The organism is Rhizobium sp. PRIMUS64 (genome assembly GCF_023006465.1).
Taxonomy (GTDB): Bacteria; Pseudomonadota; Alphaproteobacteria; order Rhizobiales; family Rhizobiaceae; genus Rhizobium; species Rhizobium leguminosarum.
Window position 1 is genome coordinate 1 of sequence record NZ_JALBGX010000094.1, and the last position, 25,572, is coordinate 25,572.

At 61.7% G+C, this 25,572-nt stretch carries 27 protein-coding genes and 1 pseudogene; 17 read left to right on the top strand and 11 right to left on the bottom strand.

The annotated features are described in order from the left end of the window. The 3 genes and pseudogenes from MOV76_RS27920 to MOV76_RS27930 form a co-directional block, all read left to right on the top strand. Nucleotides 1-203, top strand: a pseudogene (locus tag MOV76_RS27920) (hypothetical protein); the annotation flags it as partial. 399 nt (nt 204-602) lie between these two features. After that, nucleotides 603-803: a hypothetical protein gene (locus MOV76_RS27925; protein WP_018447267.1), complete on the top strand. Its 201-nt coding sequence runs from the start codon at nt 603-605 to the stop codon at nt 801-803. A gap of 295 nt (nt 804-1,098) precedes the next feature. Next, entirely contained in the window at nt 1,099-2,118 is a 1,020-nt protein-coding gene (locus tag MOV76_RS27930; RefSeq protein WP_018242426.1) for a GlxA family transcriptional regulator, read from the top strand. Nucleotides 2,119-2,211: 93 nt separating this feature from the next. Here MOV76_RS27930 and MOV76_RS27935 read toward each other — a convergent pair whose 3' ends face one another. The 3 genes from MOV76_RS27935 to MOV76_RS39890 form a co-directional block, all read right to left on the bottom strand. Beyond that, nucleotides 2,212-3,543, bottom strand: coding sequence for a diguanylate cyclase (locus tag MOV76_RS27935; RefSeq protein WP_018074553.1), 1,332 nt, complete (start codon nt 3,541-3,543; stop codon nt 2,212-2,214). Nucleotides 3,544-3,729: 186 nt separating this feature from the next. Beyond that, nucleotides 3,730-4,560: a response regulator gene (locus MOV76_RS27940; protein ID WP_032980464.1), complete on the bottom strand. Its 831-nt coding sequence runs from the start codon at nt 4,558-4,560 to the stop codon at nt 3,730-3,732. A gap of 145 nt (nt 4,561-4,705) precedes the next feature. Beyond that, nucleotides 4,706-4,831, bottom strand: a complete 126-nt coding sequence (locus MOV76_RS39890) for a hypothetical protein (RefSeq protein ID WP_018447263.1) — start codon at nt 4,829-4,831, stop codon at nt 4,706-4,708. A gap of 129 nt (nt 4,832-4,960) precedes the next feature. On the opposite strand from MOV76_RS39890, the gene MOV76_RS27945 reads away from it, so the two are divergent. Beyond that, the gene (locus MOV76_RS27945) at nt 4,961-5,944 is read left to right on the top strand and encodes a squalene cyclase (protein WP_247265742.1); all 984 of its coding nucleotides are present in this window, start codon (nt 4,961-4,963) and stop codon (nt 5,942-5,944) included. Here the strand turns inward: MOV76_RS27945 and MOV76_RS27950 are convergent. The 3 genes from MOV76_RS27950 to MOV76_RS27960 all read right to left on the bottom strand — a co-directional run bounded on the left by MOV76_RS27950 (nt 5,930) and on the right by MOV76_RS27960 (nt 7,710). After that, complete coding sequence (locus tag MOV76_RS27950; RefSeq protein WP_018447261.1) at nt 5,930-6,544, bottom strand: TetR/AcrR family transcriptional regulator; 615 nt, start codon at nt 6,542-6,544, stop codon at nt 5,930-5,932. The genes MOV76_RS27945 and MOV76_RS27950 overlap by 15 nt on opposite strands. 18 nt (nt 6,545-6,562) lie before the next feature. Next, nucleotides 6,563-7,066 carry a DinB family protein gene (locus tag MOV76_RS27955; RefSeq protein ID WP_130652582.1) on the bottom strand — a complete coding sequence of 168 codons (504 nt, stop codon included), beginning with the start codon at nt 7,064-7,066 and terminating at the stop codon, nt 6,563-6,565. Nucleotides 7,067-7,185: 119 nt separating this feature from the next. Further along, nucleotides 7,186-7,710, bottom strand: coding sequence for a DUF6428 family protein (locus MOV76_RS27960; RefSeq protein ID WP_247265743.1), 525 nt, complete (start codon nt 7,708-7,710; stop codon nt 7,186-7,188). Between the two features lie 42 nt (nt 7,711-7,752). Between MOV76_RS27960 and MOV76_RS27965 the strand changes: the two genes are divergently transcribed. The 5 genes from MOV76_RS27965 to arsK are packed head-to-tail and all read left to right on the top strand — an operon-like array spanning nt 7,753 to nt 11,205. Beyond that, the gene (locus MOV76_RS27965) at nt 7,753-8,109 is read left to right on the top strand and encodes a helix-turn-helix transcriptional regulator (protein ID WP_018242433.1); all 357 of its coding nucleotides are present in this window, start codon (nt 7,753-7,755) and stop codon (nt 8,107-8,109) included. A gap of 52 nt (nt 8,110-8,161) precedes the next feature. Continuing rightward, nucleotides 8,162-8,857 (top strand): MIP/aquaporin family protein, encoded by a 696-nt coding sequence (locus MOV76_RS27970; RefSeq protein ID WP_130716827.1) that lies wholly within the window; start codon nt 8,162-8,164, stop codon nt 8,855-8,857. Further along, nucleotides 8,854-9,276: an arsenate reductase (glutaredoxin) gene (gene arsC, locus MOV76_RS27975; RefSeq protein WP_130716829.1), complete on the top strand. Its 423-nt coding sequence runs from the start codon at nt 8,854-8,856 to the stop codon at nt 9,274-9,276. The genes MOV76_RS27970 and arsC overlap by 4 nt, the downstream gene beginning before the upstream one ends. Continuing rightward, nucleotides 9,251-9,976: an arsenical resistance protein ArsH gene (gene arsH, locus MOV76_RS27980; protein WP_165419707.1), complete on the top strand. Its 726-nt coding sequence runs from the start codon at nt 9,251-9,253 to the stop codon at nt 9,974-9,976. The genes arsC and arsH overlap by 26 nt, the downstream gene beginning before the upstream one ends. After that, a complete protein-coding gene (gene arsK / locus MOV76_RS27985; RefSeq protein ID WP_247265744.1) occupies nt 9,973-11,205 on the top strand; it encodes an arsenite efflux MFS transporter ArsK in 1,233 nt (410 codons plus the stop codon). Before arsH ends, arsK begins: the two co-directional genes overlap by 4 nt. A gap of 21 nt (nt 11,206-11,226) precedes the next feature. Here arsK and MOV76_RS27990 read toward each other — a convergent pair whose 3' ends face one another. The 5 genes from MOV76_RS27990 to MOV76_RS28010 form a co-directional block, all read right to left on the bottom strand. Next, nucleotides 11,227-11,493 carry a hypothetical protein gene (locus tag MOV76_RS27990; RefSeq protein WP_018242438.1) on the bottom strand — a complete coding sequence of 89 codons (267 nt, stop codon included), beginning with the start codon at nt 11,491-11,493 and terminating at the stop codon, nt 11,227-11,229. Between the two features lie 112 nt (nt 11,494-11,605). Next, a complete protein-coding gene (locus tag MOV76_RS27995; RefSeq protein ID WP_247265745.1) occupies nt 11,606-14,140 on the bottom strand; it encodes a mechanosensitive ion channel family protein in 2,535 nt (844 codons plus the stop codon). Nucleotides 14,141-14,231: 91 nt separating this feature from the next. Then, nucleotides 14,232-14,783: a DUF924 family protein gene (locus MOV76_RS28000; protein ID WP_193446563.1), complete on the bottom strand. Its 552-nt coding sequence runs from the start codon at nt 14,781-14,783 to the stop codon at nt 14,232-14,234. 109 nt (nt 14,784-14,892) lie between these two features. Continuing rightward, nucleotides 14,893-15,957, bottom strand: coding sequence for a histidine kinase dimerization/phosphoacceptor domain -containing protein (locus MOV76_RS28005; RefSeq protein ID WP_247265746.1), 1,065 nt, complete (start codon nt 15,955-15,957; stop codon nt 14,893-14,895). A gap of 278 nt (nt 15,958-16,235) precedes the next feature. After that, complete coding sequence (locus MOV76_RS28010) at nt 16,236-17,681, bottom strand: MFS transporter (RefSeq protein WP_247265747.1); 1,446 nt, start codon at nt 17,679-17,681, stop codon at nt 16,236-16,238. Nucleotides 17,682-17,765: 84 nt separating this feature from the next. Between MOV76_RS28010 and MOV76_RS28015 the strand changes: the two genes are divergently transcribed. The 8 genes from MOV76_RS28015 to MOV76_RS28050 all read left to right on the top strand — a co-directional run. Then, nucleotides 17,766-18,119, top strand: a complete 354-nt coding sequence (locus MOV76_RS28015) for a hypothetical protein (RefSeq protein WP_247265748.1) — start codon at nt 17,766-17,768, stop codon at nt 18,117-18,119. Nucleotides 18,120-18,240: 121 nt separating this feature from the next. Then, nucleotides 18,241-19,566 carry an ABC transporter substrate-binding protein gene (locus MOV76_RS28020; RefSeq protein ID WP_018242444.1) on the top strand — a complete coding sequence of 442 codons (1,326 nt, stop codon included), beginning with the start codon at nt 18,241-18,243 and terminating at the stop codon, nt 19,564-19,566. 105 nt (nt 19,567-19,671) lie between these two features. Next, nucleotides 19,672-20,640, top strand: coding sequence for a carbohydrate ABC transporter permease (locus MOV76_RS28025; protein ID WP_112906592.1), 969 nt, complete (start codon nt 19,672-19,674; stop codon nt 20,638-20,640). Continuing rightward, entirely contained in the window at nt 20,637-21,590 is a 954-nt protein-coding gene (locus MOV76_RS28030) for a carbohydrate ABC transporter permease (protein ID WP_018242446.1), read from the top strand. Before MOV76_RS28025 ends, MOV76_RS28030 begins: the two co-directional genes overlap by 4 nt. Further along, a complete protein-coding gene (locus tag MOV76_RS28035) occupies nt 21,587-21,799 on the top strand; it encodes a hypothetical protein (RefSeq protein WP_018447247.1) in 213 nt (70 codons plus the stop codon). Before MOV76_RS28030 ends, MOV76_RS28035 begins: the two co-directional genes overlap by 4 nt. A gap of 3 nt (nt 21,800-21,802) precedes the next feature. Continuing rightward, nucleotides 21,803-22,900, top strand: a complete 1,098-nt coding sequence (locus MOV76_RS28040) for an ABC transporter ATP-binding protein (protein ID WP_130729096.1) — start codon at nt 21,803-21,805, stop codon at nt 22,898-22,900. Continuing rightward, nucleotides 22,893-23,900, top strand: a complete 1,008-nt coding sequence (locus tag MOV76_RS28045; protein WP_028733130.1) for an ABC transporter ATP-binding protein — start codon at nt 22,893-22,895, stop codon at nt 23,898-23,900. The genes MOV76_RS28040 and MOV76_RS28045 overlap by 8 nt, the downstream gene beginning before the upstream one ends. A 53-nt stretch (nt 23,901-23,953) precedes the next feature. After that, nucleotides 23,954-25,572: dihydroxyacetone kinase subunit DhaK (locus tag MOV76_RS28050; protein WP_247265749.1), on the top strand; the 1,619-nt coding region annotated here is incomplete at its 3' end.

Genomic DNA, 25,572 nt, shown 5'->3' on the forward strand with positions numbered 1-25,572 from the left:
CGCCCGTCCGGCGCGGCGTCGTGGTGGTGACCCCTCGCCGCTACTGGCGTCCGGGTACCGCCATCGCCGCAGGCGCCGCCATCGGCTTCGTCGCCGGAGCTGCCGCCGTTTCATTGGCAGGTACGCCGCCTCAGTCCGGTCAGTGCTGGTACTACACCTCACCCGACAAGACGACGGGCTTCTGGGACGTATGCCCGCGCTGAGTGGCTCGCAGAAGGCTCGCGAGTCGGCATCACGGCCACTATCATCGCCTCCGGCAAAGTCGTCTCGATCGCCAGCGCGATACTCGTCACCGGTCTGATCCGCCGCCCACTAAATCAAACAGAGCATGACGTCGTCCGAAAACAGCACACTCCTTTCGGTATTATGCTCCGCTCCGCAGATCTCCTTGCACGGAAAGCCAGGAGGCCCACGAGGATGACCGACCCTATAGTGGCCTCCAACGGGACTAGCGGGCGCACCGCCATCATTCAATATCTCTGATGTTATCCATAAGTTCTATTCGTTTGAATGATGAGTTCCCAAGGCCCATATTGTGATTATGGACATGGACGAACCTCCCATTGACGACCATGCCCCTGACCCTAGAAAGGAACCGGAAAATGACCACGCTCACCTATCGCGGTGGTGGTAAGTCCCTCACCTCCGGCCAAGGCCGCTTCGATCTGGCACATTATGCCCGCAAGCTCACCCTCGCCTGGACACGCTGGCAGACGGCTCGTGAAATCGAAGCCATGCCCTTCGACATCCGCAAGGACATCGGCTGGCCGAGCACGGACGACAGCAAACACCGGACCATGTAATGAATGCGACATTCCACCCAAGATAAGGGCGGCGTCTGCTTTGCGCAACGCCGCCTTTTTCGTGGCCTGACCGTCCATTCCCAAGCCCTTTTCAGTCTTGAATTTCAGTCGCCTATCAGCCCGTCATCAGCCCTATCCGCAGCCATTCCGGCAGTTTGATCGGCCAAATCGTGGCCGATGTCGCATATTTGCTCTTCCCGGCCGCATTTTTCCATGCCAGTGTCGCTTTCAGGACATCGGCGCGACGCATTCCGCGCAACGAATGTGTCATCGTCCCTCGAGCATGGATTTCGCTATGAACAGGATGCAGATCAAGAAGCGTTCGCTGGTCTTCTTTATGGTACCGCAATTCACCATGCTGCCCTTTTCGGCGGCCGTGGACACCTTGCGCATCGCCAATCGCATGCTCGGTTATCAGGCCTATACCTGGCGACTGACCTCCGTCGATGGGGAAAAAGTCTATTCCTCCTGCGGCATCGGCGTCGAGGCCAATTCCTCGCTTGCCGAGGAGCGCCGCCATCTCGGCGGCGAAAACCGGCCGGGCATGGTGCTCGTCTGTTCCGGCATCGATGTCGAGCAGTTCAACAACAAATCGGTCAATGCCTGGCTGCGTGAATGCTACAATCGCGGCGTTGCCGTCGGCAGCCTCTGTACGGGCGCGCACGTGCTTGCTCAGGCCGGCCTCCTGAACGGCAAGCGCTGCGCCATCCACTGGGAAAACCTCCCGGGCTTTTCGGAAGCCTTCCCGCAGGCGGAGGTCTATGCCGATCTCTACGAGATCGACGGCAATCTCTATACCTGCGCCGGCGGCACCGCCTCGCTCGACATGATGCTGAACCTCGTCGGCGAGGATTTCGGCGAAAGCCTTGTCAACCGCATCTGCGAGCAGCACCTAACCGACCGCGTGCGCAACCCGCATGACCGCCAGCGTCTGCCGCTGCGCGCCCGCCTCGGCGTGCAGAACGCCAAGGTGCTGTCGATCATCGAGTTGATGGAAGGCAATCTCGCCGAGCCGCTGTCGCTGATCGAGATCGCCGACGGCGCCGGTCTCTCCCGTCGCCAGATCGAACGGCTGTTCCGCCAGGAGATGGGCCGTTCGCCGGCCCGCTACTATCTGGAAATCCGCCTCGACCGTGCGCGCCACCTCCTGGTGCAGTCCTCGATGCCCGTCGTCGAGGTCGCCGTCGCCTGCGGTTTCGTCTCGGCCTCGCACTTCTCCAAGTGTTATCGCGAACTCTACCATCGCTCACCGCAGCAGGAGCGCGCTGAGCGCAAGATGACCATGGCGACCGCACGCCAGGCCGTCGCCGCCTGAGACAATAAAAGACGGTCGCCGCTTGAGATGATAAGACGGCCATCTGCCGCCTGATATGAAAGGCGGCGGCTTGGCTCTGCCCTTCGGATGGCGCTATTGCGCCGCCTCTTCCGTCATCCTGGCGTCGGAATAGACCTGGTTGCGGCCCCGGTGTTTGGCCATGTAGAGAAACTGGTCGGCGGCGTTGAGGTAATTCTCGAAGGTCTCGTAACCGCCGATCTCGGCGATGCCGATCGAAATCGTAACGCCGAGTTCCTCGTCGTCGGCCGTGACCTTCAGCCGCGAAATATCCGAGCGGATCTCGTCGCAGAGCTTGGTCGCGGCAGCGGAATCCATCTGCGGGAAGAGGATGGCGAATTCCTCGCCCCCGAGGCGCGAAAGAAGATTGTCGCTGCCCTCGAAGATCGTAAACAGCCTGTTTGCGACAGCCTTCAGCACCTTGTCGCCGATCTCGTGGCCATAGGTGTCGTTCAGCCGCTTGAAATGGTCGATATCGAGAATGGCGACGGAGCTCGGTACCTTCAGCCGCAGGCACTCGTTCACCAGCTTCGGGCCGTTGTCGTAGAAATAGCGGCGGTTATAGAGGCCGGTCAGGTAGTCGCAGGCCGCCGCCGCCCTCAGCTGCCGCATCTGCGCCAGCGTTTCGGCATTGTTGGCGATGCGGCATTGCAGCTCCTCGGCAACGAAGGGCCGGTAAACGAAATCGCTGGCGCCGGCCTTGAGAAAACTCGCCGAAAGCATGCGGTCGTTGGAGGAGGAAACGCCGATGACACGCAGCCTGTCCGAGCCGAAGCGATGGCGAATGCGCCGCGTCAGCTCGTAGCCGCTCATATCGGGCATATGGTGGTCGGTGACGACGAGCTCGATATCGCTGTAGGCCTCGAGCGCCGCCAGCGCCTCGAGCCCCGAATTTGCCTCGACGACGAGATATTGCTGTGCCTTGAGCAGGTCGACGAGCACCTGGCGCGCCGAGACGACATCGTCGACGACGAGCACCCGCGTCTTGCGGTTGGAGATCGCCCGCCGGACGGTGGCGACCAGATTGTCGAGCGCGAATTCATTGTCCTTCAGCACGTAATCGATGACATTGCGCTCCATGATCTTGTTGCGCGTGTTGAGATCGAATGTCGCCGTGAAGACGATTGCCGGGATATCGTGCTCGATCGTGCAGTCGAGCGCTTCACCATAGGGCGAATCCGGCAGGTTGAGGTCGACGACGGCCATGGTGTAGCCGTGACCGTCGTCAGCAAGTTCCTTGCGAAGAGCTTTCAGCGACGGGCAGGATTTGACGGCAAGGCCGAGCTCCGTCTGGAATCGGTGACAGAGCACGGCGGAAAACATCCGGGAATCTTCAACCAGAAGTATCTTGAGCCCGCCGGAGCGCAGCCCGATACCATCCCGCTGGAAATCCGCTTGAAAAGCCACAGCTCCTACTCCCCGATGCGTCCGATGGGCTCGACTCGGCCCTCTCCCCGGCGGGGACGATAACCGAGAGGCCTGTGCGCGTGAAGGGGACAAATAATAGCGACATTACCTGTAATTGCAGAAATTCGACGACTGTCCCCGAGCGTGATATCCGCTCCCCTGGCGATACCGATACGGGAAGAGCCGTCAGGCAACCGCCCGCTCCTTACGCATCGATTGAATCTGCAGCAGCGTATCGAGGTTCTGGTTGACGCGGCAATAGAACTCCTCGTCAATGAAGGGACGCAGCATGAAATCATTGCCGCCGGCCTTCAGGAATCGCGCCGAAAGCAGCCGGTTCGAGGAGGAGGAAACACCGATGATGCGCAGCTCGTGCGAGCCGATGCTCGCGCGGATGCGCCGCGTCAGTTCGAAGCCGTCTATGTCGGGCATGTTGTAGTCGGTGATCATCAGGCCGATATCGCGGTTGGCCTTCAGGATCTCCAGCGCCTTGCCGCCGCTCTCGGCGACGCTGACACGAAAATTGTAGCGCTTCAGCCGGCTCGACAGCAGGGCGCGCGCGGTCGCACTATCATCGACGATCAGCACGTGGTGGCGGTGATTGGTGAGGAAGCGGCAGATCGATTCCGCCAGCAGGTCGACGGCAAAGATATTGTCCTTGAGGATATAGTCCACGATATCCTTGGCCATCAGCTTGTCGCGCATGCTTTCATGGAAGGTGCCGGTAAAGACGATTGTGGGTATGGAGAGATCGACCAGATATTCGAGCGCTTCGCCGTTTTCGGCGCCGGGCAGATTGATGTTCGAGATCGCCAGCGTGATCGGATCGGAAGACTTGTCGTAGGAAACCTGCAGATCCTCGAAGCTGCGGCAAATCTCGACCTCGATGTCGAACAGCTCCTTGAGGCGTTTGCTGATCATCGAGGTGAATACGTTGGAATCTTCCGCGACAATAATACGCGCACCAGCAAACATTTCCCCGGAATATTGCATCCCCGAAATACCTAGAAACGCCATAGCAAACCTTTGATGTAAAATCTGTCCCCGGATCAAACTGATACATCAATTGATTTGAATAATTATTAATCGGCGCGCCCAGTTCTAAACGAAGAGGCGGCTCAATGGCGCCGCCTCCGATTTCTTTGCGGATATGATTAAGAAATCAGGCGCGAAGCGCCGCATTCCAGGCATCGAACGGGCTTTCGCCGACAACCGTCGCATTATAGGTCGAACCGAGGATTTTGATCTTCAGCTTCGTGCCTCCGCTGGCATAGTCCGGCCGCGGCATCGCAAGCGCCAGCGCCTGACGCGACCACGTCGGATTTAGACGATTTCGCGTGGGCCTGTCCGGATGGCACTGCTCAGCCGAAGCGATTATAAACGAGCCATCGACCCGATCCGCCGACAGGTTCGCCCCATGATCCAATCCGACCCGGTGATCGAATGGCTTCTCGACTCCGATCCGTCGATCCGGTGGCAGGTGATGCGCGACCTGCTCGATGCCCCAGATAGGGAATGGATGGCCGAGCGGGCCAAAGTCGAGACCGAGGGTTGGGGCGCCAGGCTGCTCTCCTGCCAGGACGAGGACGGGCAGTGGGCGGGCGGCGCCTTCTTGCCCGCCGGTTTCGACGCTCGCGAGTGGAAGGAGCGTGGCCAGCCGCGGACGGCCACGACTTTCTCGCTGTCGCAATTGAGGGAGTTCGGTCTCGATCCCGCCTGCGGGTGCGCCAGGCGCACCGTCGAATTGATCGGCGCCAACGCCCGTTGGGAAGAAGGCGGCCAGCCCTACTGGGAAGGCGAAGTCGAGGAGTGCATCAACGGCCGCACCATTGCCGATGGCGCCTATTTCGGGATTGACGTCTCGCCCATCGTCGACAGGCTGGCCGGCGAGCGTCTCGACGACGGCGGCTGGAACTGCGAGCGGATCAATGGCTCTGTCCGCTCATCTTTCGCCAGCACCATCAACGTGCTGGAAGGCTTGCTGGAATACGAGAGGTCGACCGGCGGCACGCATCGGTCTCAAGAGGCGCGCAGGACGGGCGAGGAGTTTCTACTGGCCCGCAACCTCTTCCGCCGCCTCGGCACCGGCGAGCCGGCCGACGAGCGCTTCCTGCACTTCCTGCACCCGAACCGCTGGCGCTACGACATTCTGCGTGCGCTCGACTATTTCCGCTCCAGCGCGATCCTGACCGGCAATAATCCCGATCCGCGTCTCGGCGAGGCGATCGAGCACCTGCGTTCCAGACGCCTTCAGGACGGCAGCTGGCAGCTGGACGGGAGCCCTGCAGGTCGGGTGTGGTTCGAGATCGACGACGGGCAAGGCAAGCCGTCGCGATGGGTGACGCTCCGGGCTATGCGGGTGCTGAGATGGTGGAATGCCCAGCCCTCAATCAATGCCTGACGGCAAACCCAGCGCGCGCAGGAAATGCGCCTCGATCGCACGCAGCAATTCGGCACGGGCCGAGGGCGTCTCGCCGATGCCGGGCTGATTGACCACGCCGTGCAGGGCATTGAACAGAAAGACCGCCGTGAAGCCGGGATCGTCGATCGACCAGGCATTCTCGCCAGCGCCAGCGGCAAGCATTTCATTCAGATGGTCGATCAGGATGTTGCGCGAAAGCCCTTCCCGTGTCGCGGGGGGGGCTGCCACGAAGGCGAGATGATGCAGCCCGGCCGCGTCGAGATAGCCGGTGGCGCACGCCATGGACCAGGCCGCCAGTCTCCCGCGCCAATCCTCTTGTCTCCGTCCTTCGACCGCCGCGACGATGCCATCCAGCACGCCCTGCACGAAACGGGCGCGCAGCGCCTGGAGAACATCGGCCTTCGAGGAAAAGTGCAGATAGAAGGTGCCCTTGGCGACCCCCGCCCCCGTCGTGATCTCCTCGATCGTGGTCAGCTCCACGCCCTTTTCCAGAAACAGCCGCTCGGCTGCGGTCATCAGCTCGTCGCGTCGCTCCTCGGGAGGCTTGGTTCTCGGTTTAGAAACAGGATCGGCCGGCATCGACACGCTGCTCCACTCTCATTGACGGCGCGTGGGGTCGGTCCTGTGCAGGTAGCCGGTAAAAACGTCGCGCATGGCGGTGCTCTCGATTTCTGGCAGCAGGCGACCGACCTCACCGCGATGATAACCGGCATGCGTCACCACATGGGCCAGCATCTCTTCGCGGGACATGCGCCCGCGCCCACCATCGGTGAAGGTGAAGTCTATGACTTCCTCCATTTCCGGAAGCGTTATACGCGAGGTATAGTCGATATACCAACGGTCGGTTTCCCGGATATCGGACGACAGCTGCGCCACCGGCGGCGCTTCGCTGCTCCAGCTCGCCGCGTAGGAATGATTGAGCCGCTGAAGATTGGCGACGAAAATACGATCGACGAGATGGGCGTGATTGAGCACACGAAGGGCTGAGCGAAAGTCGTCAGATCGCGCCTCAGCCCCGAGCGCATTCAAGGCATCGAGAAGCTCATCGTCAACGCTGGCTTTGTATCGGAACAGAGAGTTCAACAGGGTCTGCGCGCTCATTGCGATCTCCGGGTGTGAAACGGGCGGCGCCGGCATCAAACCGACAACCTCCATTTATATGACTGACTGGCGGTCAGTCAATACGATCCAGGCTGCCCTGCCGCACAATCACGTGTCCCTTACGCGCAGCAGCCGCGCGTTGCCGTTCGCGGCCCACAGCAGGCCGCCGCCTTGCTGTTTTCCTCTGCCAGCCAGCGGTCGCGCGGCTTGCAGCTTGCCGGCCGTGGCGAAAGCGAAATACGGACGGTTCCAGCGCTGAGAACCGGCATCGCCGCACAATAGAGTTGCATCGGGCGCACGCCATCGCTGACTTCGAAGGTCAGCTTCGCCGAACCATCCAGCTGCACGTGGTCGGTAACCTTGCGGATGATCGCCTGGAACTTGCCGGCCGGCATGTGTGTGCGGTCGCCCTCTTCGATGTCCCAGAGCTGGATGAAGATCTCCGTCCAGGCCTCAGGATTGGCGCCGCAATCGAGGGCCGAGAATTGGCCCGCTTTGACCTCGGTGATATGATAACCAGGCTTCACCGGCCGGCCGTCGTAATAGAAAACCAGCGGCGCGTCCCTTTCGCCGTCGAGCGTATTGAGCAGCAGGCCAAGGCTGATGTCGTCCTCTTGAATTTTTCCGTTGTCGATCGCGTTCATATCAGCTAATCCTCATTTCAATAATTCAAGGATCATTGAAATATGGATCAACGTCAAGCCCTCGTCGCATTCGGTGCTCTCTCGCAAGAGACTCGCCTGCACATCGTCCGCATGCTCGTGGTCTCTGGCCCCAATGGCATGGCGGCAGGTGCAATCGCGGAGAAGGCGGAGGTCTCGCCGTCCAATATTTCCTTCCACCTGAAGGAGCTCGAACGCTCAGGCCTGATTACGCAACAACGCGAATCCCGCTCGATCATCTACACCGCCAATTACGAGGCGCTGGGCGGCCTGATCCGCTTCCTGATGGAGGATTGCTGCAGCGGAAACCCTCAGATCTGCGCGCCGGCTGCCGCCGTCGCCGCCTGCTGTGCACCTGCGACGAAAGAGGAATTGCAATGACCGCAGACCGCATTGGCGATGCGCCGTTCCGCGGCACGACGAGGATGGGCTGATGACGGGCTTCGATCTACCACGCCGGCTCGTCGCCGAGGGTCTCGGCACCGCCATGCTGGTCGCGACAGTTGTCGGTTCGGGTATCATGGCGACATCGCTGACGGAGGACGTAGGACTTGTTCTGCTCAGCAACACGCTCGCGACCGGCGCCATCCTGGTGGTGCTGGTCACTGTGCTCGGACAGATCTCCGGCGCCCACTTCAACCCGGCGGTCTCGCTGATCTTTGCGATGTCGGGCTCGCTGGCAAAACGCGATCTCGCCGGATATATCGCTGCGCAAATCTTCGGCGGCATCGTCGGGACCGTCGCCGCCCATCTGATGTTTGCCCTGCCGCTTCTGGAAATGTCGAGCAAGATACGCACCGGCGGCGCGCAATGGTTTTCGGAAGGCGTTGCCACTTTCGGCCTGGTCGCGGTCATCCTCGCCGGCATCAAGTTCGAGCAGAAGGCGGTGCCGTGGCTGGTCGGGCTCTATATCACCGCCGCATACTGGTTCACCGCCTCGACCTCGTTCGCCAATCCGGCCGTCGCCTTGGCCCGCTCGCTGACCGATACCTTCTCCGGCATTCGCCCGGTCGATCTTCCCGGCTTCTGGATCGCCGAAATAACAGGCGCGGTCGCAGCCCTTTTCCTGTTCACCTGGCTGCTGCAGCCAGGTGCTTCATCAACCCTGTCGTCAGAGGCAAAACTATGAACGTCACCATCTATCACAACCCTGCTTGCGGCACCTCCCGCAACACGCTGGCGATGATCCGCAATGCCGGCATCGAACCTGATATCATCGAATATCTGCAAAACCCGCCGTCACGTCATGAGCTGGGCAAGATGATTGCCGATGCCGGCCTGACAGTGCGCGATGCCATTCGCCAGAAGGATACACCCTACGCCGAACTCGGCCTCGACAATCCCGATCTAACCGACGATCAGCTTCTCGACGCGATGCTGAAAGATCCGATCCTGATCAACCGGCCTTTCGTCGTCACCCCTCTCGGTACGCGCCTGTCGCGACCGTCGGAACTTGTCCTCGAAATCCTGCCGGAAACGCACAACGGCGCCTTCACCAAGGAAGATGGCGAGAAGGTGCTCGATGCCGAGGGCAAGCGCATTGTCTGATCTGCCTGCCGTATCGCCGATGCATCTGCGTCAACCCGATATGGACGCACTCAGGCCGGCTTTCTCGACGCACAAGCCCCGCATCCTGATCCTTTATGGCTCCTTGCGAGCGGTGTCCTATAGCCGCCTCCTCGCACAGGAGGCGGCACGGCTGCTCGAATATTTCGGCTGTGAAGTGCGTATCTTCAATCCGGAAGATCTGCCGTTGCCCGACGCCGAGCCGGCGAGCCACCCAAAAGTTCAGGAACTGCGCGAATTGTCGGCATGGTCGGAAGGCCAGGTATGGATCAGCCCTGAACGTCATGGAGCAATGAGCGGTATCATGAAAGCGCAGATCGACTGGATCCCCCTGTCGGTCGGCTCGGTCCGGCCGACACAGGGTAAAACGCTGGCAGTGATGCAGGTCTCCGGCGGTTCCCAGTCCTTCAATGCAGTAGGCCAGCTTCGCATCCTTGGTCGCTGGATGCGGATGATCACAATTCCCAATCAGTCATCAGTCGCCAGGGCTTTTCAGGAATTCGACGCCGACGGCCGCATGAAACCCTCATCCTATTACGACCGCGTCGTCGACGTCTGCGAGGAACTGGTGAAGTTCACGCTGCTGACCCGTGATGCCTCGAACTATCTGACCGACCGCTACAGCGAGCGGAAAGAAGAAGCCGAAAAGCTCGAACAGCGCGTGAGCCTCAGATCCCTATGACAATCAGCACCGAACGACCGCCGGTAGCGGCCATTGTTGCACTCGGGCTTACACAGATCATCGGTTATGGATCGCTCTATTACAGCTTCAGCATCCTCGCCCCTGACATGGCCCGTGATCTCAACTGGTCATCGGAATGGATCTTCGCTGCGCTCTCCCTAGCCCTTCTGATCGGCGGCCTGGCCGCACCTCTAATGGGCACATGGATGGATCGCTTCGGCGCAGGCAGGATCATGACATCGGGCTCGGCGATTGCCGCCGCTGCCCTCGTCGTCTGCGCCTTCGCGCCGGGAAAGGTCGCTTTCGTCGCGGCATTGATCGGCATCGAGATCGCCTCAAACCTGGTGCAATATGGCGCCGCCTTCGCCCTGCTCGTGCAGATCAGGCCGCGCGTCGCCCAGCGCAGTATCACCTACCTGACGCTGATCGCCGGCTTCGCCTCGACCATCTTTTGGCCGATCACCACGGCGCTGCACGCGCATCTCTCATGGCAGAATGTCTATCTGATCTTCGCCGCGCTTCATCTCGCCGTCTGCCTTCCCATTCATGCCTGGCTCTCCCGTGGCGTCAGCGAGACCAGGAGACGGACCGGAGAGGAGACCGCCAAACGCGTCGAGCCGAGCCTTCAGCCGTCGGTGCGCCGGCCGGCCTTTATCCTGATGGTAACGGGCTTTGCTTTGGAAAGCTTCGTGAACTCGGCACTTCTGGTTCACATGGTGCCTGTCATGTCTGCACTCGGCCTCGGCACCATGGCAGTGGTGGTCGGAACGCTCTTCGGCCCGTCACAGGTGTTGAGCCGCCTCATCAATATGGTCTTTGGTGAGAGCTTGTCGCAAGTGATGCTGGCGATCATCTGCGCCATCCTGCTGCCGGCGGCCCTTGTCATCCTCGTCGCCACCGCACCCTCGGTGCCCGGCGCGCTGGCCTTCGCCGTCGTCTTCGGCCTCGGCTCCGGCCTTAACAGCATCGTCTACGGAACCTTACCGCTCGCGCTCTTCGGAAGCGATGGCTACGGCCGGCGGCAAGGACAAATCATGTCGGCCCGTCTCGTCGTCTCCTCGATGGCGCCGTTCGCACTCGCCTTCCTGATGGGCAATCTCGGCGTATCATGGTCACTGTCGATCGCAGCATTGCTCAGCACCATCGCCGTCGCCGCATTCTCCGCCATTATGCGGCTGGCGCGCCCGGTTGCCCGGTTGGAAACTGCTCCCAACTCCGGAGAAGCCTGAGCGCATTAATCAGTGCAGCCGCTACTTGACGACGGCCGAGCCCTTGACGATGTCGATCGTCTCGCCGCCGTCAAGCCCAATGCGGTCGCCGTCGGGCGTCGTCATGAAGCAGCCGGAAGGGCAGAGGCTTTCCGAAGCGCCGGCATCGACGACCACCTCGACGCGCTGGCCGCTCTCGGTGATGACGAGTACGACGGCGGCGGGATCGGTGTTGGTGATGGATGCCGCTTCAACCGCGGGCGCGGCAAGCAGCGGGACAAGCAAAACGGCGGCAAATCTTGCCATCATGTGCGGCGGCGCTGGCGCGCCCTCCCCTCGAACGATCGGTGCTGCCCCCGGCAGCGATCCCGATAGTGGAGATCATGCACATATAGCTGTGAATGATGGCTGAATGACCCGTTCAGCCTTTCCGATTGCCGTCTGCCGTCTTGCTGCGCAATTGCCGCACCGGCTGCTCTTCCTCCCCCATGAGCGTGTCCGCCGAGTTTTCCTGCTCGTTGGGTTGATCCTTGCCCGCATCGGTAAGCGCGGGACGAGCCTCCCGATGGATGGTAAGATCAGTCTGTGGCAGCGGGATCTCGATTCCCTCGGCCTTGAAGCGCTTAAGGATCTCGATCCTGAGATTGTTGCGCACCGCCATGCCGTCACCCATGTCGGCGAGGAAGAAACGCAGCTCGAAATCCAGCGAATATGGCCCGAAGCGCAGGAATTCGACATGCGGCTCCGGATTGCGCATGACGAGCGGTATCTTGGCCGTCAGTTCCAGTAGGATGTCCATCACCTGCTGCGGATCCGCGTTGTAGGCAACGGAAACCGGAATTTCCGAGCGACCGATCTTGTTGCGGTGTGTCCAGTTGCCGACGAGGCCGTTGATCAGCTCGGAATTCGGCACGATGATCGACTGCTTGCGGAACGTCTCGATCTCGGTGGCGCGCACCGAAATGCGTTTGACGATGCCTTCGGCCGTGCCGGAAACGACATGGTCCCCGACCTTGAACGGCCGCTCGACGAGCAGGATCAAGCCGGAGACGAAGTTAGAGACGATGTTCTGCAAGCCGAAACCGATACCGACAGAGAGCGCCGAGGCGACGAGCGCGAAGCTTGAGAGGTCGATGCCTGCGGCCGAAACGCCGATGATCGCCGCGATGCCGACGCCGAGATAGCCGATACCTGTCTTGACCGAATTGCGCACGCCGAGATCGACATGGCTTCGCGCCATCACATTGCCATCCAGCCAGCGCTGCAGCCAGCGCGTCAGCAGGTAGACGCCGGCAAACAGCAGGATACCGGTGCAGATGCCGAGCAGCGAGATGCTAATGCCACCGAGCCTGACCTCGGTGAACAGCCTATAGGCAAGCATCTGCAGGTCCTGCACATGGAAACCCCAGAGCAGCAGGATCAGGGGGATGCCGACGATAAGCGCCACGGCATAGATGGCAAGGCCGACGACCAGGCCAGCCTGGTCGATCGCCACAGGTCCCAACTTGAAACGGCGCGTCAGGAAGCGAGCGAAGAAGGTGTCACCGAAGCTTTCCTGCCTGGATATCGCCTTGCCGGAAAGCAGGCCGACATACATCGTGACGACGACCGCGCCGGTGATGATGAGCTGCGTGGCGACGAAGCGTGCCAGCCCCACATAACCAGTCAGCGCGGTGAGGATGAGGCCGGCGCCGACGACACGCAGGATGATCGCCATGCCGCGCGGCCAATGCCGGCCCGGTGCATCTGGATCGCCGTTCTTCGCCAGCATCGGTTTGCCGAACGAGACCGAAATCAGGATCAGGCCGATGATCAGCGCGGCAATCAGGCTCCTGACCACGGTCAGCACCAGCGGCGAGCTCATCGCCTCGCCGATCGTACCGAACAGATAATCGAGCGCGTTGACGACGGCCATCGCCAGCAAGCAATAACCGATCGAGCGCGCGCCGAGATTGGAAAGCCGAACGAGCCGCCAGCGCGGTTCATTCGGCGCGAAGATCGCATTGACGAAGCGGCCGACGAAATAGACGAGACCGATCGCCCCGAACAGAGCGCCGATGACGGGTGCGATGTCGGGTCGCAATACGTTGAAACCATTGAGGAAGAAGAACGACGTGACGAGTAGAACCGAGAGCGCCAGGGTGCGGATCAGCGTCGACCAGAAGGCAATCGACAGCCGGCCGATATAGGACGGGTTCTCGACTGCTTCGTCGCGACGGAGATACGAACCGAACAGCCGGTAACTGCCGGAAAGCAGGATGAGGGCCGAGGCGAGTGACAGGAAAATCGCGGCAAACAGCGGGAAACGCTTAAATTTCCAGACGAACGTGGCCCAACTTGACAGGGCCTGCAAGAATTCGCTGGCCTCATGCACGAAGGCACCGCCGGCGTCATCCAGCACCGAGACAGAGATCTCGGTGCGCCTGAGCAACGTGTCGGCAAACAGCCGCCGCCGCATTTCGGTGACCTCGTTGACGAGCTTCGTCACCGTGATCGACAGGTTTTCGGCGTCGCCCGTCACCGCATTGATCTGCGCGCGCTCGGCGGCGAGCGCGTTGCGCTCTTGGGTGACGATCTCGGCCTCCGGCGGTTGCCCGTCCTTCGGCGGATCGCCGATCTCGGCAAGCCGGTTCTTGATCTGGTCCAAACGCGGCCTCAGATTGACCGATATGGTGATGACGGCGCGGCTGAGCTCGTCGGCCTTGGTTGCAAGCCCGACCAGGGCATCGTCATTGTCGGCATTCTGCTTGACGCCGTCCTGAAGCGCCGTCAGCTGGACCTTCGCCTTGTCGATCTCCTTTGTCGCCTGGTCGAGCGGCGTATCGGCAAGCGGCGCCTGCGCGGCCGCCGGTGCCTGTGGCTCCTGCGCAAAGGCCGCAGCACCCTTGAAATGCGCGCCAGCGACCGCCAGCGTCAGCAGAAGAATGGTGCGAAGCAGGATAGGTCTCAGCCGCAAAAGCGCCTCCGGAAGGGTTGTCGTCGAGGTAGAATGCCAGCTTGTCATAGTAAAGAAAGGCGACAGAAAGGCGGAAGCTCCCTGGAAAGGCCTAGAAACCGGCGCCGGGCTTGGAAAGATAGTCGCGCTCCCCAGCCGTCGACTCCCGCCCAAGCATGGCATTGCGGTGCGGAAAACGGCCATAGGCAGCGATCACGTCGCGGTGGCGGATCGCATAATCGAGATATTCTTCATCGCCGAGGGCGGTAAACAACGCCACCGATCGTTCCTGTTCGCCAAGGTCTTCGGCATGTTCGAACGGCAAGTAGAAGAAGGTACGGCATGCGGCCTCCACCACCCGGTCGGCGCCGGATGCCAGCGCGAGTTTGGCTTCGCGAAGCGCCAGCCCGTCGGTCGCAACGGCAAGCGGCGTGCCGCGATAGATGTTGCGGGGAAATTGGTCGAGCACGATGACAGCCGCCAGCCGGCTCTCCGCATCCGCCCGCCATTCGGCGCCAACATCCGCGGCAAGGGCCAGATGAGTATCGCGAAAGACCGTGCTGATCTCTGCATCGAGGTCAGGCGTCGCGCGGAACCACAGCTCCCGGCCGCATCTGACGAACCAGAAATCATAGACTTCCTTCGGTGTGCGGATCGTCGCCATGTTCCTCCCCTAGCGTCATGTTTCTTGATGTATCGTCGGCAAGCTATTGTAATGATAGAAGAAACGGCGTTCCGCATGGCGACAAACTCAGCACTGAACGGGGAATACCCTACTTCCCCTCATGCAACGAGAACACCAGCGTCGCCTTGGTTCCGTCATGGCCGGGGTCATAGGCGAAATCCGATTTCAAGCTGGCGGCCATGGCCGTCAGAATGCGTGTACCAAGGCCGGTCCCCCGGGCCGGGCTCGACGGATCGAAACCGGCGCCGTCATCCTCGACGATGACGCGCAATGCCTCGTCCATCTGGTCGACGATGACGCGGATCTCGCCCGGCACGCTGTACGGATAGGCATATTTGAAGGCATTGGTGACGAGCTCGCTGACGATCAGCCCGAGCGTGATCACCTTGTCGGTCGCCAGGTTGACCGGCTGCGCGGTGAGCACGATCCGATGCGGCCGCTTGTCGTCGCGCATCGAGGCTTCGAGTTCGGTGAGCAGGCTGTTCAGATATTCGTCGACCTGCACCGAGCCGACCTGCCGGTTGGTGTAGAGCCTGCGGTGCACGCTGGCGATGGCGTTGATGCGCATCTGCGTTTCGTGCAGCGCATCGATCGCCACCTGGTCTTTGGTCATCGAGGATTGCATGCGGATCAGCGCGCCGACGAGGCCGAGGCTGTTGGCGATGCGGTGATTGACCTCGGCAAGCAGCATTTCGGCAAGGTCGCGCTGCTGGCGGATCACCTCCTGCGCCTGCGCCGTCTCGCGGCGAAAACGCGCCCGCTCCAGCACCTGTTCGAGCGCGGCCGCGAGCAGGTCGAAATAATCGGCTGAGATCCCCTTGAGCATGTAATCGTCGGCGCCGGCCTTCAGCGCCGCGACCGCGATGCTGGTATCGTCCGAACCCGTCGCATAGATCACTGGCGGATGATCCGGCATCGCCGTGATGCAGGGCAGAATGTCGAGGCCGGTCTCGCCGGCCAGGATATGATCGAGCACGACGGCGTCGATACCGCCTTCGCCGAGTCTCGCAAGGCCGGCAGCGCCGCTCTCGGCCCACTCGACCGAAAAGCCACACCGACGCAGGTTTTTCTGCATCAGTAGGGCAAGCCCCTCGTCGTCGTCGATATAGAGGATGTGGATCAGGGCATCCGCATCGCCGCTAGAATTGCTCATTCAGTCTCCCGGCGTTCTCTCGCAGCGACGACCGCCCGCAAGCGTCCGAGTCGTCCGCATGGGAATGTCGTATTGCATTGGCCGTCTGGGGTAAACAGCGGTTATCCCTCGCTCTTGTCGCAGGCGGCACGGAAGGAGGATGTCGGGAATCCGGCATTTTTAGAACATGACCTTGGCCTGGAGAGGTTCCCCATGGAAGCCTTTGAAAGAGATGGGAAACGAAAAACCTGAAATGAAATGCGTGAACGCTGAGCGACTCGATTGGTTCCGCCAATAAGCTAATTTTTCTGGAATTTCCGATGGCCGGATACTTCGGCCCCTGCCTCTGCCGGCAATTGCATAAAGCGCAGCGACGAGACGATGCCGATCGCGCCGACCGCGACGAAAGCCCAGCGGAAGTCGGCAAGAACGGGATTGTCGGCGCCCCTGAGAGCCGAGCCGATGTTGAGCACGGCCGCCGCCACCGCCACGCCGAGCAGCATCGATACCTGCTGCAGCATGCTCGACAGCGTAGAGGCCGAGCTTCGCTGCGCCGGGCCGATATCGGCGAAGGCCAACGTGTTCAGCGCGGTGAATTCCATCGACCGCGACAGGCCGGCGAGAAAGAGCAGCGCATGGATGAAAACCGGCGGCGTCTCCGGCGAAAGGAAACCGCAGGCGGCGATCGAAAGCGCCGCGATCAGCCCGTTGACCCCAAGCACGGTGCGAAAGCCGAAGAAGCGCAGCAGCGGCGTCGTCACCGCCTTCATGCTGAAATTGCCGAGGAAATAAACGAACAGATAGGTGCCGGCGGCAATCGAGCTCAGGCCGAAGCCGAGCTGGAACAGCAGAGGCAGCAGAAACGGCGTCGCGTTGATCGCCATCCGGCAGGCCGTGCCCGCCGACAGCGTCGACATCGAGAAGGTCTGGATGCGGAAGGCTGAAAGATCCAGCAGCGGGTTGTCGACGGCGAGGAAATGCCGCGTCGCCATGACCGACAGTACGATGCCCGCCGCCAGCATTGATATGACGGGCAAGAGCCCGCTCTCCCATTTGACCGAGAGTTCGAGGGCGGCGAGCAGGAAGGTCAGGCCCGCAGCACTGAGGACGAAGCCCATGAGATCCAACCGGCCGGGATTGGTCTCGCGCTGCTCCGGCACGAAACGCAGCACCAGCGCGATGCCAAGAATGCCGATCGGGATGTTGATGAGGAAGTTCCAGTGCCAGCTGGCATAGGTGGTGATGAAGCCGCCGAGCACTGGGCCGATCACCGGCGCCGTCAGTGCCGGCCAGGTGATCAGTGCGATCGCCTGGACCAGTTCCGATTTGCGGGCGTTTTTCAGCACGATGATACGCCCGACCGGCGTCATCAGCGCGCTGCCCGCCCCCTGCACGGCGCGCCACAGCACGAATTCCGCAAGGCTGCCGGACAGCCCGCAAAACAGCGAGGCGCCGGTAAAGACGGCAATCGACATCAGGAAGATGCGGCGCGCACCGAACCGGTCGCCGAGCCAGCCCGACAGCGGAATGAAGGCGGCCATCGTCAGCATGTAGACGGTGATGCCGATGCTCATCGATACCGGCTGCACGCCGAAGCTTGCCGCCATCTGCGGCAACGAGGTGGTAACGATCGTACCGTCGAGGATCTGCATGAAGAAGGAAACGGCAACGACCAGCGCCACGATCTTCGCCTGGCGGCCGCTCGCCGCCTCTTGCCCATTCTCGCTCGTCTCTGCCGTGGTCATGGATCTGCCAATAGAAATTCCGGAAGACGCGGCAGGGAAACGGGAAGAAGCCGATCGGAGATCTGCCGCGCGGGGAGCGCGGACATGGAAAGCCGCGCACTGGCTGAATACGCCCGTTGCAGCCGGGCGGAAAGGCTAAATCTCGCACTGCGCAGGAATATTCCCGATGCATCCGGATTACGGGCTGCTAAAGAAAAGATTCAAGAAAAAGGCCCCGCCGAAGCGAGGCCAAGCTTGATCCGCTCCGGGGAAAACAGGAACGGCGCGCAGTCCATACCGTGCGATCCATGTCGCAGCGAGGCCAGATGTCGCTGCATCGGTACGCTCGCCAAAGAATTTTTCGAGATCGGCCGAAAAGATCGGCTCCCAAAAATATCCGCCCATGTGGCGCCACACTTGTCGCATTGCAGCAACGATTGGCGCTTGCAATGTTTATAAAAATAGATATCACTAAACATATTGCTAAACATAATGATTGAGGAGTTCATGTGAGCATTCTCTGAAGTGGGTGAACATGCGACGCCGGCGGGGAGCCGGCTTTTGGTTCTGGGAGGAACTTATGCAGAAAACATCGAAAGCCCTATTGGGGCTGGCCACGGCATTCGTCATGTCGTCGGCATTGCCCAATCTCGCCAAAGCCGATGAACTGACGCTGTGCTGGGCCGCATGGGACCCCGCCAATGCGCTCGTCGAGCTGTCGAAGGATTTCACCGCCAAGACCGGCACGCAGATGAAGTTCGAATTCGTTCCCTGGACGAGTTATGCCGATCGCTTCCTCAACGAGCTGAATTCCCATGGCAAGCTCTGCGACCTAATCATCGGCGACAGCCAGTGGATCGGCGGCTCGGCCGAGAACGGCCACTATGTCAAGCTCAACGACTTCTTCGACAAGGAAGGCATCAAGATGGATGACTTCGTGCCGGCGACCGTCGTCGGCTACTCGGAATGGCCGAAGAACACGCCGAACTACTGGGCGCTGCCCGCCATGGGCGACGTCGTCGGCTGGACCTACCGCAAGGACTGGTTCGAGAAGCCGGAACTGCAGAAGGAATTCAAGGCGAAATACGGCCGGGATCTCGCAGCGCCGAAGACCTACGATGAGCTGAAGCAAATCGCCGAGTTCTTCCAGAAGCGTGAGATCGACGGCAAGACCGTCTACGGCGCCTCGATCTATACCGAGCGCGGCTCCGAAGGCATCACCATGGGCGTGACCAACGTCCTCTACGACTGGGGCTTCCAGTACGAAAACCCGAAAAAGCCCTATGACATGGAAGGCTTCGTCAACTCGGCCGACGCGGTCAAGGGCCTCGAATTCTACAAGTCGCTCTATGATTGCTGCACACCGCCCGGCAGCTCCAACGTCTACATGGTCGAATCCGCCGATGCCTTCAAATCCGGCCAGGTCGCCATGCAGATGAACTTCGCCTTCACTTGGCCCGGCCTTTACAAGGACGAGAAGGTCGGTGGCGACAGGATCGGCTTCTTCCCCAATCCGGCTGAAAAGGCGCACTTCGCCCAGCTCGGCGGCCAGGGCATCTCGGTGGTCTCCTACTCCGACAAGCGCGATGCTGCCCTGCAATACATCAAGTGGTTCGCACAGCCCGATGTGCAGGCCAAATGGTGGGAACTCGGCGGTTTTTCCTGCCTGAACTCCGTCGTCAATGCGCCGGGCTTTGCCAAGAGCCAGCCCTATGCCCAGGCCTTCCTCGACTCGATGGCGATCGTCAAGGACTTCTGGGCCGAGCCGAGCTACGCCTCGCTGCTGCAGGCCATGCAGAAGCGCGTCCATAACTACGTGGTCGCTGGCAATGGCACCGCCAAGGAAGCGCTCGACGGTCTGGTGAAGGACTGGAGCGACGTCTTCAAGGACGACGGCAAGATCTAGCGCGTGGCATCCCTGATGCGCGCCATCCTCGGCAGGATGGCGGCCCGGATCGGCAGACGAGCCGGGCCGCCAAATTTCCCATATCCCAAAAGACCGGGTGAAAACTTGACTATTTCCCCTTCCTCGATCGTCGAGAAAGCAGCCGATGCGACAGCAAGGGCGACGCCCGTCTCGGTCGCCCGGCGCGTCCGCGGCCTCTCCGACAGGGCGATCGCCTGGCTGTTCATTGCGCCGGCTATCACCTTGCTGCTGGCGATCAACATCTTTCCGCTGCTTTGGGCGGTCTACCTCTCCTTCACCAATTACCGCGCCAACCGGCCGAATGCGCCGGTCCAGGGCGTCGGCCTTGGAAATTACCAGCGCGTCCTCAACGATCCCGATATCTGGCAGGCGATGCAGACCACCGCGCATTTCGTTTTCTGGACGATCGTGCTGCAGACGGTGATCGGCTTCACGCTCGCCTATCTGATCGACCGCAAGTTTCGCGGCCATGCCTTCTGGACGACGATCATCCTGATCCCGATGATGCTGTCGCCTGCCGTGGTCGGCAATTTCTGGCGCTTTCTCTACGAGCCTCAGATCGGCCTCTTCGCCTATGCCGTGTCGATGGTGTCTGGCATCCCGACATCGGATATCCAGATGCTCGGTAATGTCTCTCTGGCGCCCTGGGCGATTATCATCGTCGATACCTGGATGTGGACGCCCTATGTGATGCTGATCTGCCTCGCCGGCCTGCGCTCCATCCCCGACTATATCTATGAGGCTGCCGAGGTCGATCGCGCTTCGCCGTGGCGCCAGTTCTGGTCGATCACCGTGCCGATGGCCCTGCCCTTCATCATGCTCGCCGTGCTCTTCCGCGGCATCGAGAATTTCAAGATGTTCGACATGGTGACGCTGCTCACCGGCGGCGGGCCGGGCTCAGTCACTGAGGTCGCCTCGATCACGCTGAAACGCGCCGCCTTCGAAAGCTGGGCGACCGGCCGGGCCTCGGCCTTTGCCATCATCCTCTTCGTCGCGGTGTTCGGTCTCGCCAACATCTACGTCAAGGCACTGAACAAGGTGAAGCAACGATGAGCGCCGCCAACTCAGCCCATTCGGTCGTCGAACCGAGCCTGTCCAGCAAGCGCATCGCCGGCACCATCGTCGTCATCTATGCGCTGATCACCCTCATCCCGCTCGTCTGGATCTTCCTGACCAGCATCAAGTCGCCGCCGGATTCGATCAGCTATCCCCCGAAGATCGTCTTCACGCCGTCGCTCGAAGGCTATTGCAACCTGTTCACCACACGCACCCGGCAGACGCCTGATTATATCGCCTCGCTGCCGGCGCCGGTCGGCGCCTGTGACGAGGTAACGCGCAGGCGCAACATGGTGATCGCCGGCCCGTCGAACTTCCTGCCGCGCTTCGTCAATTCGCTGGTGATCGCCTTCGGCTCCACCTTCCTTGCGGTCTTTCTCGGCACGCTCGCTGCCTATGGCTTCTCCCGCTTCAAGGTGCCGCTCGCCGACGACCTGCTGTTCTTCATTCTGTCGACGCGCATGATGCCGCCGATCGCCGTCGCCATCCCGATCTACCTCATGTACCGCGAGCTCGGCCTGTCGGACACGGCGCTCGGCATGATTCTGCTTTACACCGCCGTCAACGTCTCGCTCGCCGTCTGGCTGCTCAAGGGTTTCATCGACGAAATCCCGCGCGAATACGAGGAAGCGGCGATGATCGACGGCTATACGAGACTGCAGGCCTTCCGCAAGGTCGTACTGCCGCAGGCGACGACGGGCATTGCCGCGACCGCGATCTTCTGCCTGATCTTCGCCTGGAACGAATATGCCTTCGCCGCCCTTCTGACCTCGGGCGAGGCCCAGACCGCGCCGCCCTTCATCCCGACGATCATCGGCGAAGGCGGGCAGGACTGGCCGGCGGTCGCCGCCGGCACGACGATCTTCCTGATCCCGATCCTCGTCTTCACCATTCTCCTGCGCAAGCAGCTGCTGCGCGGCATCACCTTCGGAGCCGTCCGCAAATGAGCCATCTGATCGAAACACCTGCGCCCGCCCGCCCAAAGCGTCCGTTCCTCCTGCGCCGCGGCCCGATGGAAACCATCGCGACCGTGCTGATCGGGTTGGGCTTCCTGATGCTGTTCCAGCCCTTCCTGCTGGTGCTCTACACCTATTCGCTGGTGACCCTGCTTGCAGGCACCGTCATGTTCATCATCGTTTCGAAATTCCCGGAGTGAACCATGGCGGACATCCGGATCGAAAATCTCCGCAAGGAATTCGGCAGTTTCGTCGCCGTTCAAGATTCCAGCTTCACCGTCCATGACGGCGAGTTCCTGGCGCTGCTCGGGCCTTCCGGCTGCGGCAAGACCACCACGCTGCGCATGATCGCCGGCCTCGAGCTGCCAAGCAGTGGCAAGATCTATCTCGACGGCGAGGACGTCACCTTCAACCGCGCCAGCGCCCGCGACATCGCCTTCGTCTTCCAGCTCTTCGCGCTCTACCCACATATGAACGTGCGTAGGAATATCGGCTTCCCGCTGCTGTCGCAGGGCATGGCAAAGGCCGAAATCCGTCAACGCGTGGAAGAGACCGCCCGCCTGCTGCAGATCGACCATATTCTCAACCGCTCGGTCTCCGGCCTTGCCGGCGGCGACCGGCAGCGCGTGGCGCTCGGCCGCGCCATCGTCCGGCGTCCGAAATGCTTCCTGATGGACGAGCCGCTCGGCACGCTCGACGCCGAGTTCCGCGAGATCATGGTCCACGAATTGCGCGAACTGCACAACCGCATCCACGCGACCACCGTCTACGTCACTCACGACCAGCACGAGGCAATGGCGATGGCCGACAAGATCGCCGTCATGAACCACGGCGTCATCGAGCAGTTCGGCACGCCGCAGGAGATCTATTCAAAGCCGGCGACCATGTATGTCGCCGATTTCATCGGCTCGCCGCCGATGAACTTCATGCGTTTCACCTCGGGTCTGAAGAGCGGCGACCGCTCCATCCTGCTCGACGGCGTCGATGTCGCCGTTCCCGAGATCCATCAGGACATGGCCGAAAGCGAGCTGGCGCTCGGTGTGCGGCCGGAGCATATCCGCTTCAGCGACGCCTCGCGGCTCCGCGGCGCCGTCTATGGCAGCGAATATCTCGGCACCAATCAGGTCGTGGCTGTGGAAACCCCGGGCGGGCTGATCAAGGCCCGCGTTCCCGCCAATCGCAGCTTCCAGATCGGCGAGAGGGTCGGCCTGGAATTCAATCCGGCGAAGCTCGCGCTCTTCGACTGCACATCGGGCCGTGCCGTCCCGTCCTCGCTCTATCAGGAGACCCGGCATGGCTGATGTCGTCCTCAGGAACCTCGCCAAGCGCTTCGGCGACACCCAGGCTCTGGCCGATCTTGATCTTTCGATCCGCGACGGCGAGTTCGTCGTGCTGCTCGGCCCGACCGGTGCCGGCAAAACCACGACGCTGCGGCTGATCGCCGGCCTCGAAAAGCCAGATAGCGGCCGCATCGAAATCGGCGGCCGCAATGTCGCCGCCGAAGCCCCCGCCGAACGCGACGTCGCCTTCGTCTTCCAGCAATATTCGCTCTATCCGCACATGACGGTTTACGAGAACCTTGCTTTTCCGCTGAAGGCGCCGGTCCGCAAACTCAGCGCCGAGGAAATCGACCGCCGCGTCCGCGAGGTCGCCCGCATGGTCAGGATCGACCACAAGCTGGAGAACCGCTCGACCAGGCTTTCCGGCGGCGAGATGCAGCGTGTCGCGATCGGCCGGGCATTGGTGCGCCGGCCGGCGATCTATCTGATGGATGAACCTTTGTCCTCGCTCGATGCCAAGCTGCGCGCCGAACTGCGCCTGGAGCTGAAGCGCATCCAGAAGGAACTCGGCTCGACGCTGCTCTATGTCACCCATGACCAGGTGGAAGCCATGACCATGGCCGACCGGATCGGCATCGTCGCCGAGGGACGGCTGATGCAGGTGGGAACACCGCGCGAGATCTACGGCAATCCCGCCAACCTGCATGTCGCCGCCCGCCTCGGGCAGCCGCACATCAACCTACTGCCTGCGGACCTCTTGCCCGGCGGCCAGCCGCCGCCCGGCACGAAGACCATCGGTGCGCGCACCGAACATCTCGACATCATTGTCGGCAAGAATGCCAATGCCGAAATCGACTGGATCGAACATCTCGGCGACCAGAACCATCTGCACATCAGGGCAGGCAATCACAAGCTCGTCACACTTGCGGATCCATATCTGGCGATCGCGCCGGGCGACCGGATCAGCCTGACATTGCGCGATCCGCTTTATTTCGACGCGGGTGGACAGCGCCTTTCCTGACCGGCAAACAGACATGATGATGGCATGAAAAACAAACAGACGGGTCTCAATCGATGAAACACTTCTTCAACCGCAGGGAAAACATCGTCACCGAAGCCTTGGACGGTCTGCTTCTGACGAGCAGCAATGGCCGTCTGGCCCGCCTCGACAGCTTTCCCGACATCAAGGTGATCCTGCGCGCGGACTGGGACAAGTCGAAGGTGGCGATCATCTCCGGCGGCGGCGCCGGCCATGAGCCCTCCCATGCCGGCTTCGTCGGCAAAGGCATGCTGACGGCGGCCGTATCCGGCGAGATTTTCGCCTCGCCGAGCGTCGATGCCGTGCTGACGGCGATCCGCGCCGTCGCCGGCCCGAAGGGCGCCCTGCTGATCGTCAAGAACTATACCGGCGACCGGCTGAATTTTGGCCTTGCCGCCGAAAAGGCGCGCGCTGAGGGCTTCGACGTCGAGATGGTCATCGTCGCCGACGATATCGCCATCCCTGGCATCAACCAGCCGCGCGGCGTGGCCGGCACGCTATTCGTCCACAAAATCGCTGGCCATCACGCCGAACGAGGCGAGAATCTGAAGACAGTCGCGGCCCATGCCGCGGCAGCAGCCGGCGACATCGTCTCGCTCGGCGTGTCGCTGTCCACCTGCAGCGTGCCCGGCCAGGCGCATGAGGACCGTCTCGGCGCGGACGAAGGCGAGCTCGGCCTCGGCATCCATGGCGAGCCTGGCGTCGAGCGCATCGCGCTGCAGCCGGTCATCGATATCGTCGCCACCATGGTGGCACGCCTGTCGCCAACGCTGCGTGAAGGGGGAAGCCACGCCCTTCTCATCAACAATCTCGGCGCCGTGCCGCCGCTAGAAATGACCGTCATCGCCAATGCAGTGCTGTCCTCGCCGCTTGGCCGCCGCGTCCGGCTGATCATCGGCCCGGCACCGATGATGACCGCGCTCAACATGAACGGTTTCTCGCTGTCGCTGATCTGGCTGGATGCCGAGCGCGAGGCGGCGCTGACGGCAGCGGTCGAGCCGCACGCCTGGATGCCGGCCGTCGAACGCCACGAGATCAGGATCGTCGCCGCACCGAGAACATCAGCCGGATTGAACGGCGCCAACGGCAAGGCCGGAGAAAATGATCGCAACCGGCGCCTCATCACGGCGCTCTGCGAGCATCTGATCTCGCAGGAAAGCGAACTCAACCGGCTGGACGGGCGCGTCGGCGACGGCGATACCGGCTCGACGGTGGCCTCAGGCGCCCGCAGTGTGCTTGCCCGCCTCGACACGCTGCCGCTCGACCGGCCGGCGGCAACGCTTGCCTCGCTCGGCGAGATCCTCGGCACCAGCATGGGCGGATCGAGCGGCGTGCTGCTGTCGATCTTCTTCACCGCCGCGGCAAAGGCGATGGCTGACAAAGCCGATATATCAGCAGCCCTTCTTGCCGGGCTCGACAGGATGACGTTCTATGGCGGAGCCGGAGTCGGCGACCGGACGATGGTCGATGCGTTGTCGCCTGCCCTGCAGGCGCTCGCATCCGGCGATGTCGCCGCCGCGGCAAGAGCTGCGGCAGCCGGTGCGGAGTCGACGAAGTCGATGATGAAGGCGAAAGCCGGACGCGCCTCCTATGTCGGCGAAAGGGATCTGGCGGGTGTCGCCGATCCCGGCGCCGTCGCGGTTGCCGGCGCGTT

What these genes read in the sequence shown, in the direction of transcription:
- MOV76_RS27925 (WP_018447267.1), top strand. Translation starts at nt 603, where the DNA reads ATGACCACGCTCACCTATCGCGGTGGTGGTAAGTCCCTCACCTCCGGC.
- MOV76_RS27930 (WP_018242426.1), top strand. Translation starts at nt 1,099, where the DNA reads ATGAACAGGATGCAGATCAAGAAGCGTTCGCTGGTCTTCTTTATGGTA.
- MOV76_RS27940 (WP_032980464.1), bottom strand. Translation starts at nt 4,560, where the DNA reads ATGGCGTTTCTAGGTATTTCGGGGATGCAATATTCCGGGGAAATGTTT.
- MOV76_RS39890 (WP_018447263.1), bottom strand. Translation starts at nt 4,831, where the DNA reads ATGCCGCGGCCGGACTATGCCAGCGGAGGCACGAAGCTGAAGATCAAA.
- MOV76_RS27945 (WP_247265742.1), top strand. Translation starts at nt 4,961, where the DNA reads ATGATCCAATCCGACCCGGTGATCGAATGGCTTCTCGACTCCGATCCG.
- MOV76_RS27950 (WP_018447261.1), bottom strand. Translation starts at nt 6,544, where the DNA reads ATGCCGGCCGATCCTGTTTCTAAACCGAGAACCAAGCCTCCCGAGGAG.
- MOV76_RS27955 (WP_130652582.1), bottom strand. Translation starts at nt 7,066, where the DNA reads ATGAGCGCGCAGACCCTGTTGAACTCTCTGTTCCGATACAAAGCCAGC.
- MOV76_RS27960 (WP_247265743.1), bottom strand. Translation starts at nt 7,710, where the DNA reads ATGAACGCGATCGACAACGGAAAAATTCAAGAGGACGACATCAGCCTT.
- MOV76_RS27965 (WP_018242433.1), top strand. Translation starts at nt 7,753, where the DNA reads ATGGATCAACGTCAAGCCCTCGTCGCATTCGGTGCTCTCTCGCAAGAG.
- MOV76_RS27970 (WP_130716827.1), top strand. Translation starts at nt 8,162, where the DNA reads ATGACGGGCTTCGATCTACCACGCCGGCTCGTCGCCGAGGGTCTCGGC.
- arsC (WP_130716829.1), top strand. Translation starts at nt 8,854, where the DNA reads ATGAACGTCACCATCTATCACAACCCTGCTTGCGGCACCTCCCGCAAC.
- arsH (WP_165419707.1), top strand. Translation starts at nt 9,251, where the DNA reads ATGCCGAGGGCAAGCGCATTGTCTGATCTGCCTGCCGTATCGCCGATG.
- arsK (WP_247265744.1), top strand. Translation starts at nt 9,973, where the DNA reads ATGACAATCAGCACCGAACGACCGCCGGTAGCGGCCATTGTTGCACTC.
- MOV76_RS27990 (WP_018242438.1), bottom strand. Translation starts at nt 11,493, where the DNA reads ATGATGGCAAGATTTGCCGCCGTTTTGCTTGTCCCGCTGCTTGCCGCG.
- MOV76_RS28000 (WP_193446563.1), bottom strand. Translation starts at nt 14,783, where the DNA reads ATGGCGACGATCCGCACACCGAAGGAAGTCTATGATTTCTGGTTCGTC.
- MOV76_RS28005 (WP_247265746.1), bottom strand. Translation starts at nt 15,957, where the DNA reads ATGAGCAATTCTAGCGGCGATGCGGATGCCCTGATCCACATCCTCTAT.
- MOV76_RS28010 (WP_247265747.1), bottom strand. Translation starts at nt 17,681, where the DNA reads ATGACCACGGCAGAGACGAGCGAGAATGGGCAAGAGGCGGCGAGCGGC.
- MOV76_RS28015 (WP_247265748.1), top strand. Translation starts at nt 17,766, where the DNA reads ATGGAAAGCCGCGCACTGGCTGAATACGCCCGTTGCAGCCGGGCGGAA.
- MOV76_RS28020 (WP_018242444.1), top strand. Translation starts at nt 18,241, where the DNA reads ATGCAGAAAACATCGAAAGCCCTATTGGGGCTGGCCACGGCATTCGTC.
- MOV76_RS28030 (WP_018242446.1), top strand. Translation starts at nt 20,637, where the DNA reads ATGAGCGCCGCCAACTCAGCCCATTCGGTCGTCGAACCGAGCCTGTCC.
- MOV76_RS28035 (WP_018447247.1), top strand. Translation starts at nt 21,587, where the DNA reads ATGAGCCATCTGATCGAAACACCTGCGCCCGCCCGCCCAAAGCGTCCG.
- MOV76_RS28040 (WP_130729096.1), top strand. Translation starts at nt 21,803, where the DNA reads ATGGCGGACATCCGGATCGAAAATCTCCGCAAGGAATTCGGCAGTTTC.
- MOV76_RS28045 (WP_028733130.1), top strand. Translation starts at nt 22,893, where the DNA reads ATGGCTGATGTCGTCCTCAGGAACCTCGCCAAGCGCTTCGGCGACACC.